Consider the following 12,001-nt stretch of genomic DNA (forward strand, 5'->3'; position numbering starts at 1 on the left):
GACACTGCCAGCCGTTAGCATTACCATTACGATTAAGAACTTGGGAATACTAACGAGAAGGTGACGAAGAAAGTGCAGGATTGCTATCGACCGACGATCGCCGAGATTGACCTGGATGCGCTGCGGGCCAACTATGAATCCTTCCGCCGGCACTTGCCGGAAGGAACCCGGTTCATGGGGTGTGTCAAGGGAAATGCCTACGGACACGGAGCGGTGGAGATTGCACGTGAATTGGAAGCGCTGGGCGCGGACTACGCCAGCGTCGCTTTTCTGGACGAAGCCATCCAGCTGCGCCAGGCGGGAGTGGGCCTCCCGATTCTGGTTCTGGGCTATACGCCGCCGGAAGCGATTGCCGCAGCCTATGCGCACGATGTAACGGTAACGCTCTTCACCCCGGAGGTTCTGGAGGCGGTGGCACAGCTGCCGCTGGAAGGCGAACGCAGACTCAAGGTGCACATCAAGATTGACAGCGGCATGGGCCGGCTGGGGCTGCTGCCTCCCGACGCGCCGCCGTTTATCGAAGAGGTGCTGACAGTCCGGCAAGCGGAACTGGAGGGGATGTTCACCCATTTTGCCAAGGCAGACGAACAGGACAAGAGCTATACACTGAAGCAGTACCGGCGATTCATGAGTGTGACGGAAGCGCTTCGGGAACGAGACCTGACCATCCCGATCATACATACAAGCAACAGCGCTGCGGCCATTGATCTGCCGGAGTTGTCGCTGGGCATGGTGCGAGTAGGCGCCAGTCTGTACGGGCTGTATCCCTCTGCGGAGGTGAACCGGCAGACGGTCCGGCTCCATCCGGTCATGACGCTCAAGACGATGGCCGTCTACGTCAAGAATTTGCCCCAAGGCTGGGGCGTAAGCTACGGAACCCGCTATACAGCGGACAGCGGGGAGCGGATTGCCACGCTGCCCGTCGGTTATGCAGACGGATATTCACGCATGCTCAGCGGCAAAGCGGAAGTATTGATCCGCGGCCGCCGCGTTCCTGTCGTCGGAACCATCTGTATGGACCAATGCATGATCTCACTCAAATCCTTGTCCGAAGAAGCGGAACATATTAAAGCCGGCGAAGAAGTTGTACTGATCGGCAGCCAGGGAGACGCGGTCATAACGGCCGATGAACTGGCGGATCAGCTTGGAACGATTCACTACGAGGTGACCTGCATGATTCAGGCGCGTGTACCGCGCGTATATGCGCGAAGCGGCGCCGAGCCCCGTCTCGTCAATGCCCTTTTGAAACCTTAAAGCCTCTTGTAAGCCTCCCGGCGGCCGTGGCGAACGGTCACGAAATATTCAATCGTATACAACTATGTGAGGTATAGTCTATACGAACCGCCGATTGTAGTTTATAATGGGATGCGACATGGATGCAGCATAGTTGATATACTCGCTGCATATATTCCTTGTATAAAATTCCTTGCATATTGCTACACTGGAATACAAGGGCAGAAGGTTTGTGGGGGTGGAAGAGAAGGTGGCCAATTTGCAGAACACCAAAAGAATCATGATCAGCTTGCCCGATCATCTCTTGCAGGAAGTGGACGGAATCGTCGAACTCGACAATTCCAACCGCAGCGAACTGATCCGGCAGGCCATGAAGCTGTATCTTAGTGAACGGAGGAAGCGTTCCATAAGGGAGTCGATGCAGCGCGGATACATGGAGATGGCCAAGATCAACTTGTCCATGGCCTGTGAAGCGTTCCTCGCTGAAGAAGACGCCGACAGCACTCTTGGCCGCTTAGTTAGCGGGGTGTAACTATTGATCGTTAAACGCGGCGACGTTTTTTTTGCCGACTTGTCGCCTGTGGTTGGCTCGGAACAGGGCGGGGTACGTCCGGTTCTGGTCATTCAGAACGATATCGGCAATCGCTTCAGTCCGACGGTAATCGTGGCGGCCATCACCGCCCAGATCCAGAAGGCCAAGCTTCCGACCCATGTCGAGATTGACGCGGTGTCACACGGCTTCGACCGGGATTCCGTTATCCTGCTGGAGCAGGTGCGGACCATCGACAAACAGCGTCTGACTGACAAGATCACCCACCTGGACGACGAAACGATGAAAAAGGTGGATGACTCGCTGCAAATCAGCCTCGGCCTGATCGACTTTTAATCCGGGCCGGCTCTTTTTAAAACCAATCAAACATTTGTAAGGGAGGCGCACTGCGGGAGCGGGGCGTCTTTTTGCTTGGGCTCAAATAAATGTGATACCATTTAACCCTAGGCTACAAGGAAAGAGGGAATCGGCTTGGCTGTGGACAAAATTACGGAAGCCGCCGTCTCTGCGGAAGCGGAGCGGCGCGAGCTGGAGAGAATGATCGGCGTTATCGCGGCGGAGCTGGGGCTGGGAGCCGCCAAGGTGAAGGCGACGGTGTCGCTTCTGGACGAGGGCAATACGATTCCGTTCATCGCCCGGTACCGGAAGGAAATGACCGGGGAGCTGGACGAGAATCAGCTGCGCGACATTGAAGAGCGGCTTGGCTATCTGCGTTCGCTCGGCGAGCGCAAGCGGGAAGTGCTGCGGATCATTGAAGAGCAGGGCAAGCTGACGGAGGAGCTGCGGACGGCCATCGGCCGTGCGGTCAAGCTCCAGGAGGTCGAAGATCTGTACCGGCCTTACCGGCAGAAGCGGAAGACCCGCGCCAGCGTTGCCCGGGAGAAGGGGCTGGAGCCCTTGGCGAATTGGGTGCTGGAGCAGCGCCGCAGCGGAGAAGCACTGACGGAAGCGGCCCGGTATGCCGACGCCGGGAAGGGCGTGAATTCGGCGGAGGAGGCGCTCCAGGGTGCAATGGACATCATTGCGGAGATGCTGGCCGACGATCCGGCGATTCGTTCTTGGGTGCGCCAGCATACGGCGGCTCAGGGAGTGGTGGTCTCCGAAGCGAAGGACGCCGCGCAGGAATCGGTGTACGAGAACTATTACCACTACCGGGAGCCGGTGTCGAAGATGCCGCCGCACCGCATTCTCGCGATTAACCGCGGCGAACGCGAGAATATCCTGAAGGTCGGCATCGAGCTCGATCCGGCCCGCGTTCACGCCTTCATGGCCCGCAAGTTCATAAAAGGGCCTTCCCCGGTCAAAGACCTGCTGGAAGCCGTGATCGAGGATGCGTACAAGCGGCTGATCGCGCCATCCGCAGAGCGGGAAGTGCGCGGGGAAATGACCGAACGGGCCGAGAATCAAGCCATCTCGATCTTCTCGGGCAATCTGCGGAGCCTGCTGCTCCAGCCGCCGGTCCAGGGACGCGTCGTGCTGGGGGTGGACCCGGCATACCGTACGGGCTGCAAGCTTGCCGTAGTGGACGAGACGGGCAAGCTGCTGGAGGTGGCGGTGACCTACCCCACCCCGCCGAACAACAAGAAGCGCGAAGCCGCCGCGAAGTTCAAGGAGCTGATCGCCAAGTATGGCGTGAAGCTCATTGTCATCGGCAACGGCACCGGCTCGCGGGAGACGGAGCAGTTCACCGCCGAGGTCATTGCGGACATCGGCGACCCTTCCCTGGCCTATCTCATCGTCAATGAGGCGGGGGCCAGCGTCTATTCCGCCTCCAAGCTGGCGCAGGAGGAGTTCCCGGACCTCGACGTCGCCGAGCGGAGCGCTGCTTCCATCGCCCGGCGCGTGCAGGACCCGCTGGCGGAGCTGGTGAAGATCGAGCCGAAGGCAATCGGGGTCGGGCAGTATCAGCACGATGTCTCCCAGAAGCATTTGGAGGAGAGCCTCAAGGCGGTCGTGGAATCGGCGGTCAACCACGTCGGGGTGGATGTCAATACGGCATCCCCGTCCCTGCTGTCCTACGTTGCGGGAGTCAACGGAACCATCGCCAAGAATATTGTCAAATTCCGCGAGGAGAACGGCAAGTTCACTTCCCGGAAGCAGCTGCAGAAGGTGCCCCGGCTCGGAGCCAAATCGTATGAACAGTGCATCGGCTTCCTGCGTGTTCCTGAAGGGGACAACGTGCTGGACAAGACGCCGATCCATCCCGAGTCCTACCCGGTCGTGGACGGTCTGTTCCGCGAGCTGAAGCTCGACCTCCGGACGATAGGGACGAAGGAACTGGCGCAGAAGCTCGCCGCGCAGAATCCGGAGGAGCTGGCGGAACGGCTGGACGTTGGCGTTCCGACACTCCGCGACATTCTGGAGAGCCTCCAGCGCCCGGGCCGCGACCCCCGGGAGGAGCTGCCCGCGCCGATTTTCCGCACGGATGTGCTGAAGCTGGAGGACCTGCGCCCCGGCATGGAATTGCAGGGAACCGTGCGCAATGTCATCGACTTCGGCGCCTTCGTCGACATCGGCATCAAGAACGACGGTCTGGTCCATATCTCCAAGCTGCGCCGCGGCTTCGTCAAGCATCCGATGGACGTCGTGGCGGTCGGCGACAATGTGACGGTCTGGGTGCTCGGCGTGGACGAGCGCAAGGGCCGGGTCAGCCTGACGATGATCCCGCCGGAGGATGGAAGCGAGTAAGCGGGCGGAGGGCGGAAGGCGCACTCGGCAAGCGTGCAATCTGATTCGTTAAGGCCGTTTTGGCGGCAAACAGGAAGAAGCCTCCGTCTTCGCTTTGCAGCGAGGATGGGGGCTTTCTTCTTGCCTAATGCGGTTATCAGGAGATTGCAGGTCCTAAGGATTGCCGTTTCTTAAGTGCTCGAAGCGTCCTGGCGGTTAACGCAGAGGATTGCTGCCGGAGCCGTCCGAATACCGGGAATCGGAGCTTCCGCCCTCGGATTTGGCCGTTACGGTGTAGCCTTCCGGCACATACGTTACAGCAGTGCCCTTGGAGATGACCTGGGTATAGAACCCGGTCTTGGGCGCTGTCACCCGGAAGTAGACTACGGCCGTCTTGCCGGTGCCGAATTCAATCTTGGTGACGTTGACGCTGTAGCCCGGGTTCGGCAGACCGCCGACCGTCAAGGTTACCCGGCTGACGCCCTCTGATGTCTTATCCACTTGAACGTCAGATGTGTACGCGTCCGCTTCCCCGGCGGGTTCGGCGGGCAGATCTGTCTTCGGTGTAATTGACGTGCGGGCGAATTCTACGGCGTTGTAGAGCCACACGGCAGCTTCGGCGCGCGTTATGGCATCATGCGGCCGGAATCTGTCGCCGCTCTCCAGCGAAATAATCCGGGTGTTGAGCAGCACTTGAAGACTGGAATTGAGCTCGCCCGAAAGAACGTCGCCGTCCGCGATATACAGGTACATCCGGGTTACGGGGTAGGTCCCCTTGGCATCCAGAGCCTGCTTCAGCAGATAGGCGAAGTCGGCCCGGGTCATGACGGCGTTCGGATCAAACGACGCATGCAGAGTGAGGCCGTTCTGCGCCGCAATGTGGATAGCGGAGGCATACCAGGCCTTGGCGTTCACCTTGGTGAAGACCGGCACATCGGAATCGTTCGCCTTCAGGCCCAGACCGGATACGAGGAACTGAATGGCCTGGCCGTTCGTCACTTTGGCATTGGGGGCAAAGCGGTCGCTGGTCACGCCGTTAATCACTCCAGACTGATGCAATTTGTCAATCTTGGCTTCGGCCGGATGTCCCTTCAGATCGGAGAAGGCGTAAGCGCCCGTGCCGACTGACAAGGATGCGGCGAGTATGCCGCAGGCCACGATAGTTTTTCTCATGATCATCACCTCTTGCTCTTATAGATGTCTCGGTTCGTCAAAAAGTTGCACTCCTCCGTCAAGATGATTCCTTGGATACGGGTCCGCTTTCGTCTTCTGGTACCCCTGCCGGAGATCGGCTACAATGAAGAGAGACGACAACGGAGCGAAAGCGGGAGATGGCAGAGTGGACAAGGGAGCAACACGCAGATTGAACCTGGGCATATTCGCGCATGTGGATGCCGGGAAGACGACAACCACGGAGCATATCTTATATGAGAGCGGCCGGATCCGGGCGCTCGGCAGCGTCGATGAAGGAACCGCCCAGACGGATTCCCTTGAGGTGGAACGGCAGCGGGGCATCTCCGTGCGGTCGGCGATTGTCTCGCTGGAATGGAGAGGCACGCAGATCAATCTGGTGGACACGCCCGGGCATGTCGACTTTCTGTCGGAGGTGGAGCGTTCGATGCGGGTCATGGACTGCGCGGTGCTCATCCTGTCTGCGGCGGAGGGCGTGCAGGCCCAGAGCGAGACGGTCTGGAGCGCGCTGCGGCGCTTGAAGATACCGACCCTTCTGTTCGTGAACAAAATGGACCGGATCGGCGCGGACCCCGCCCGGGTGCTGGAACAGGCGCACGCCTATTTGTCGGACGGCGTCATTCCGGTGCAGCGCCCCCTTGGGACGGGGCCGGATTACAGCGGAGCCGCCGACCTGTGGGCCGATGCGCCGGGAAGCCCGGAGCGGACGGCGCTGCTGGAGAGCCTCGCCGAACGCGACGAGGACATGTTCGCCCGCTATCTGGCGGGGGAGACGGACAGCGCGGCCGGGTGGAAGGCCTTTCTGGCCCGGGAGACGGCCGCCTGCCGGATGTTCCCGCTCCTGTACGGAGCGGCGGCGAAGGCGATCGGCATCGGGCCGCTGCTGGATGCCGTAATCGACTACCTGCCGCCGGCGGAAGGCGATCCCGAAGCGCCGCTGTCGGGCATTGTCTTCGGCGTCCAGCAGGACCCCGGGCTCGGCAAGGCGGCGCTCGTCCGGCTCTACCGGGGACGGCTCCGCAACCGGGACGCCGTACCCGGCCCGGCGGGCGAGACGGGCGGCAAGGTTACGCAGATCCGCAGACTGGAGGGCGGACGGGCCCAGGCCGTCCCGGAGCTTGCGGCAGGCGACATCGCCGCCGTCTACGGGCTGGCAGACGCCCGGGTCGGCGATGTGCTCGGCTCGCCGGACGCCGTGCCGCCGGAAGCGAAGCTGGCGGTTCCGCTGCTGACGGTCCGCGTCTTCTGGGAAGGCGCGGCGGATCATGAAGCGATGGCCGCCTTCCGGGAGCTGGCCGATGAAGACCCGCTGCTGGATGCCCAGTGGCTGCCGGAAGACCGGGAGCTGCACATCAAGGTCATGGGCAAGATTCAACTGGAGATTCTGGCGAGTGTAGTTCGGGAGCGTTTCGGTCTGGCCGTCACCTTCGGACCGCCGTCTGTGATCTACAAGGAGACGCCGGCCCGGGCCGGCGAAGGCTTCATTGCCTATACGATGCCCAAACCGTGCTGGGCAATTCTGCGCTTCGCCATCGAACCGCTGCCGCGGGGCAGCGGCCTGATCTATGAGTCCATCGTCCGCAGCTCGGACCTGCTCCCGCAGTATCAGAACGAGACCGCCCGGCGGGTGCCGGAGACGCTGAGCCAAGGGCTCTTCGGCTGGGAGGTCACCGACCTGCGGGTGACGCTGGTGGAAGGCCAGCATCATGTGTGGCATACCCATCCGCTTGATTTTGCCGTGGCGACGCCTATGGGACTGATGGACGGGCTGGCGCGGACGGGAACGAAGCTGCTGGAACCGATGCTGTGCGTGCGGATCGCCGTACCGGAAGAGAACGCCGGACGGGTGATGAACGACCTTGTGCAGATGCGGGGCTCCTTTGAGCCGCCGCTGCTCCGGGAAGGGCGGATATGGATAGAAGGGCGGGTGCCGCTGGCGACCTCGCTGGATTACCCGGCGTCGCTGGGTTCCTTCACCAAAGGCCGAGGCACGTTCTCGAGCGTATTCGACGGCTACGAGGAATGCCCGCCTGACGTGAAGGCGGAGCGGACACGCCGGGGCGTGAATCCGCTCGACCAGGCCCGCTATATTCTGAGCGTCCGCAAGGCGCTTCAGGGGTAGGTTCGGCCGCGGCCGGTTTGCCGGACGGCGGGAGACCTGGCTGCGGGAGGCTTGGCGCTGGAGACCGGGACCGGGCGGCAAAAGACAAGGTTCTCTGCATCCCGACAGGGAGGGGCAGGGGGTTCGGAAGCTGACAGGATGCCGGCCTTTGCCGGCATCTTTTTTTTAGCGGGCAGGGCTGCGGGTAATAGGGTCTAGGCCGTCAGGTTAGAGTGGTCTGAACGGTTGTGAATGAATTTGAATAATAATGATTGTTTTTTAAGGTTTTTATGATATGATTAACTCAGTTGGAGGAATGCAGATGTTGACCGAAGAACGCTATGCCCTAATCTTACAGCGCTTACAGGAACGGGGAACCGTTAAAATCCAAGAGCTGATCGAGCTGCTTGGTGCGTCCGAATCCACGGTACGCCGGGATTTGATTGATCTGGAGGCCCGCGGGCTGCTAAGACGCGTCCACGGCGGCGCGACCCTTTCTCCGCAGCGCAGTCTGGAGCCGGGCATGGAGGAGAAATCCTCCACAAACGTTCAACAGAAGAATGTAATTGCCCGTCTGGGGGCTGCTAAGGTCCAGCACGGCGAGTGCATTTATCTGGATGCCGGAACAACGACGCTTGCCATGATCCCATATATTGAAGCCCGAGGGATTACGGTAGTGACCAACGGGCTGTCGCATGTGGAGGCTCTGGTCGGCAAGCAGATCCGCAGCTACCTGCTGGGAGGGATGATGAAGAGTCATACCAAGGCGGTTATCGGCAGCATTGCGCTGCAGAATATGGATAACTTCCGGTTTGACAAATGCTTCCTGGGGACGAACGGCGTCGATGCCGAAATGGGCTTTACCACGCCCGATCCGGAGGAAGCCATGGTCAAGCGGCGGGCGCACCAGCTCTCGGCGGAGACCTACGTGCTGGCCGACGGCAGCAAGTTCGGGCGGGTCTCCTTCGCGAAGCTGTTCGATCTTGCCGAAGCGACCCTGATTACGGAGGCCGTGCCTTCCCAGATGCGGGCTTCCATTCTTCACAAGACACAAGTAATGGAGGGAGAACGATGATCTATACGGTTACGCTTAACCCTTCCATCGATTATATCGTCGAGGTCGGGGAACTGAAGCTGGGCGGACTCAACCGGATGAACCGCGATCTCAAGCTCCCCGGAGGCAAAGGCATCAACGTCTCCAGGGTGCTGCACCGGCTCGGGATTGCGAATACGGCGACCGGGTTCCTCGGCGGTTTTACCGGCCGCCATCTGGACGACCGGCTGCGGAGTGAAGGAATCGGCCGGGATTTCGTCTTCATAGAAGGCGATACCCGGATTAATATCAAGCTGAAAGCGGGCGAAGAGACGGAGATCAACGGCCAGGGGCCGGAGATCCGGGAGGCGGAGGCGGAGGAATTAATCACCAGATTGTCCCGTCTGAAGCCGGGCGATATCGCCGTGCTGTCCGGAAGCGTGCCTCCTTCGCTTGGCGCAGGCTATTACAGCCGGCTGATTGAGGCGGTGAAGAAAGCCGGGGCCGATTTTGCAATGGATACGACCGGCGAGGCGCTGCTGAACGCTTTGCCGCTGAACCCTCTCGTCATCAAGCCGAACCATCATGAGCTGGCGGAGCTGTTCGGGACGGAGCTGCGGACCGAGGAAGAGCTGATCCGCTGCGGCCGGCGGCTGCTGGAGCGGGGAGCGAGGCATGTGCTGATTTCGATGGCCGGCGAAGGGGCGCTGCTGATTACGGAGTCCGCGGCGTACCGCACGGCGGCTCCGGCGGGAACGGTCCGCAATTCGGTCGGCGCGGGAGACTCCATGATTGCCGGATTCGTCGGCACGCTTGATGCCACCGGCAGCGTTCTGGAAGCGTTCCGCGCAGGCGTGGCCTGCGGAAGCGCGACCGCTTTCTCGGATGACCTCGCTGAACGGAGCGACATTGAACGCCTGCGTCCGCAGGTGGAGATCCGGAAGATAGCACACACCGGATAGAAGAGCAGGCGTCTGCGTTCGGCTGCCGGGTCTTGCGCCTAGTCGCATAGACCCAGGCCCTTCGGGGACGCTTCTGATACGGATGACACCGCTGTGAATGACCCGTAAAGGAGATTGAATCGAATGAAAATCACGGATTTGATGCTGAAGCAAGTGATGATTATGGACCTGGCATCCGCGACGAAGGAAGAGGTCATCGACGAGCTGATTGCGAAGCTTGTTGAAAGCGGTCGCATTGTGAACCGGGAGCTGTTCACGGAGATGATCTGGAAGCGGGAGCGCGAATCCAGCACGGGCATCGGAGGCGGCATTGCCATGCCGCATGCCAAGACGGGAGCGGTGAAGGAAGCGACCGTACTCTTCGCCAAAAGCTTCGCCGGTGTGGACTACGATTCGCTCGATGGCGAACCGGTCCACCTGTTCTTCCTGATCGCCGCTCCCGAAGGAGCGGGAACCATGCACCTGCGCACACTGGCCGCGCTGTCCCGGCTGCTGATCGAGCCGGAATTCATGGAGGCGCTGAAGAAGGCGGAGACGCCCGATGAAGTCGTTGCTCTGTTCGATGCCAAGCAGTCCGAAGCGGAAGCGGGGGAGCGGCTAGAAGCGAACGCGGCAAGCCCGGTCCTGCCGCAGGACGGGCGGGAGTCTTCGGCTGCGGATGCGGGTGCCGGACAACCGGAGGCAGGCGAAGCTTTTGTCGTCGCGGTAACAGCCTGTCCGACCGGCATTGCGCATACCTTCATGGCCGAAGATGCGCTGAAGAAGAAAGCGCAGGAGCTCGGCGTCCGCATCCGGGTCGAGACGAACGGCTCGGAAGGCGCGCAGAATGTGTTGACCGCTGACGAAATCCGCCGGGCCAGCGGCGTCATTGTCGCCGCCGACAAGCAGGTCGACATGGCGCGCTTTGACGGCAAGCCGGTGCTTCAGCGGCCGGTCAGCGACGGTATCCGGAAGCCGGAGGAGCTGATCCGCAAGGCGGCGGTCGGCGAAGCGCCGATCTACCGCAGCCAGGGAGCGGCCGGCGGCGACGCTGCGGGCGCAGCGCACTCGGGCGGGTCTTCTACGGGTCGGCCAAAGGTCGGCAGCCGAATCTACAAAGACCTGATGAACGGCATCTCGCATATGCTTCCGTTCGTCGTGGGCGGCGGCATTCTGCTGGCGATTTCGTTCCTGCTGGAGCGTACGCTTAGCCCGGATAACGAGCTCGTCAAGCTGCTCGGAGCCATTGGGGGCGGCGAAGGCGCTTTCCATTTCCTGATTCCGATTCTGGCAGGCTTCATCGCGATGAGCATCGGCGACCGGCCGGCGCTCATGCCCGGTATGGTCGGCGGCTTCATGGCTGCCACGGCAAATGCCGGCTTCCTGGGCGGCCTGGCCGCGGGCTTCCTCGCCGGCTATGTCGTTCTCGGACTTCGCCGGGCTCTCGCCGGCATGCCTAAGTCGCTTGAAGGACTGAAGCCGATCCTGCTCTACCCGGTCTTGGGGCTTCTCGTCACCGGAGCCATTATGTACTTCATCTTCGACCCGGTCTTCAGCTGGATCAACGAGGGCCTGATCGACGGTCTCAACAGCCTCGGCACCGGCAACAAAGTGCTGCTCGGCCTCATTCTCGGCGGCATGATGGCGATCGACATGGGCGGACCGTTCAACAAGGCGGCCTATACGTTCGCAATCGGAGTATTCACATCCAGCGGAAATACGAACGGCCTGATGATGGCGGCTGTTATGGCGGGCGGAATGGTGCCGCCCCTGGCCATCGCCTTGGCTACGACGCTGTTCAAATCTAAATTCACCGACCAGGAGCGCCAGTCCGGTCTCACGAACTATGTGCTCGGCCTGTCGTTTATCACCGAAGGCGCTATTCCGTTCGCAGCCGCCGATCCGCTGCGGGTATTGACCTCTTGCATTCTCGGCTCGGCTGTAGCCGGCGGCCTGACCCAACTCTGGAATATCGACGTGCCGGCACCGCACGGCGGCATCTTTGTAGCTGCGCTCGCCAATCATGCGCTGCTGTTCCTTCTCGCTGTAGCGGTCGGCGCGGTTCTGTCCGGGCTGATCCTCGGCTTCTGGAAGAAGCCGCTCCGCGCCCGGTAACCTGCAGAACGAACCGGCAATTGCATCTTATATCCAACCTAAGACCCGCTTCCGGTATATGAAGTGCACCCCTTAGAATAGACATTGGAAAAACCCCCTGGTTATTCCGATAAAATCTAAGGGGTGCATTTTTATGGCGTTTAAAGGGCAGAAGCTCAAACAATATTCAG

The 12,001-nt window shown here is 60.9% G+C and carries 9 protein-coding genes; 8 read left to right on the forward strand and 1 reads right to left on the reverse strand.

What is annotated here, in order from left to right; genetic code table 11:
• The first annotated feature begins 72 nt into the window (after positions 1-72).
• From alr to RBI05_RS13690, 4 genes are all read left to right on the forward strand, one after another.
• On the forward strand, positions 73-1,254 hold the full coding sequence (gene alr, locus RBI05_RS13675) for an alanine racemase (RefSeq protein ID WP_310551521.1): 1,182 nt from the start codon (positions 73-75) through the stop codon (positions 1,252-1,254).
• A 229-nt stretch (positions 1,255-1,483) separates the two neighbouring features.
• The gene (locus tag RBI05_RS13680) at positions 1,484-1,765 is read left to right on the forward strand and encodes a CopG family ribbon-helix-helix protein (RefSeq protein ID WP_150458124.1); all 282 of its coding nucleotides are present in this window, start codon (positions 1,484-1,486) and stop codon (positions 1,763-1,765) included.
• Between the two features lie 3 nt (positions 1,766-1,768).
• Positions 1,769-2,119: a type II toxin-antitoxin system PemK/MazF family toxin gene (locus tag RBI05_RS13685; protein WP_150458034.1), complete on the forward strand. Its 351-nt coding sequence runs from the start codon at positions 1,769-1,771 to the stop codon at positions 2,117-2,119.
• A gap of 201 nt (positions 2,120-2,320) precedes the next feature.
• On the forward strand, positions 2,321-4,471 hold the full coding sequence (locus tag RBI05_RS13690; RefSeq protein WP_150458125.1) for a Tex family protein: 2,151 nt from the start codon (positions 2,321-2,323) through the stop codon (positions 4,469-4,471).
• 195 nt (positions 4,472-4,666) lie between these two features.
• Here the strand turns inward: RBI05_RS13690 and RBI05_RS13695 are convergent, their stop codons facing one another.
• Positions 4,667-5,623, reverse strand: a complete 957-nt coding sequence (locus tag RBI05_RS13695; protein ID WP_310551511.1) for an S-layer homology domain-containing protein — start codon at positions 5,621-5,623, stop codon at positions 4,667-4,669.
• Between the two features lie 124 nt (positions 5,624-5,747).
• Here RBI05_RS13695 and RBI05_RS13700 point away from each other — a divergent pair, with 124 nt between their 5' ends.
• From RBI05_RS13700 to RBI05_RS13715, 4 genes are all read left to right on the forward strand, one after another.
• A complete protein-coding gene (locus RBI05_RS13700; protein WP_310551512.1) occupies positions 5,748-7,763 on the forward strand; it encodes a TetM/TetW/TetO/TetS family tetracycline resistance ribosomal protection protein in 2,016 nt (671 codons plus the stop codon).
• Between the two features lie 301 nt (positions 7,764-8,064).
• Entirely contained in the window at positions 8,065-8,817 is a 753-nt protein-coding gene (locus tag RBI05_RS13705) for a DeoR/GlpR family DNA-binding transcription regulator (protein ID WP_310551513.1), read from the forward strand.
• Entirely contained in the window at positions 8,814-9,737 is a 924-nt protein-coding gene (gene pfkB, locus RBI05_RS13710; protein WP_310551514.1) for a 1-phosphofructokinase, read from the forward strand. The genes RBI05_RS13705 and pfkB overlap by 4 nt, the downstream gene beginning before the upstream one ends.
• Before the next feature lie 123 nt (positions 9,738-9,860).
• Positions 9,861-11,831, forward strand: a complete 1,971-nt coding sequence (locus tag RBI05_RS13715; RefSeq protein WP_310551515.1) for a PTS fructose transporter subunit IIABC — start codon at positions 9,861-9,863, stop codon at positions 11,829-11,831.
• Positions 11,832-12,001: the final 170 nt, after the last annotated feature.

The organism is Paenibacillus glufosinatiresistens (assembly GCF_031470375.1).
Taxonomy (GTDB): domain Bacteria; phylum Bacillota; class Bacilli; order Paenibacillales; family Paenibacillaceae; genus Paenibacillus_AQ; species Paenibacillus_AQ glufosinatiresistens.

Excerpts from the sequence above, each read along its gene's own strand:
- RBI05_RS13695 (WP_310551511.1), bottom strand. The coding sequence starts at position 5,623 with ATGAGAAAAACTATCGTGGCCTGCGGCATACTCGCCGCATCCTTGTCA.
- pfkB (WP_310551514.1), top strand. The coding sequence starts at position 8,814 with ATGATCTATACGGTTACGCTTAACCCTTCCATCGATTATATCGTCGAG.
- RBI05_RS13700 (WP_310551512.1), top strand. The coding sequence starts at position 5,748 with ATGAAGAGAGACGACAACGGAGCGAAAGCGGGAGATGGCAGAGTGGAC.
- RBI05_RS13715 (WP_310551515.1), top strand. The coding sequence starts at position 9,861 with ATGAAAATCACGGATTTGATGCTGAAGCAAGTGATGATTATGGACCTG.
- RBI05_RS13705 (WP_310551513.1), top strand. The coding sequence starts at position 8,065 with ATGTTGACCGAAGAACGCTATGCCCTAATCTTACAGCGCTTACAGGAA.
- RBI05_RS13690 (WP_150458125.1), top strand. The coding sequence starts at position 2,321 with ATGATCGGCGTTATCGCGGCGGAGCTGGGGCTGGGAGCCGCCAAGGTG.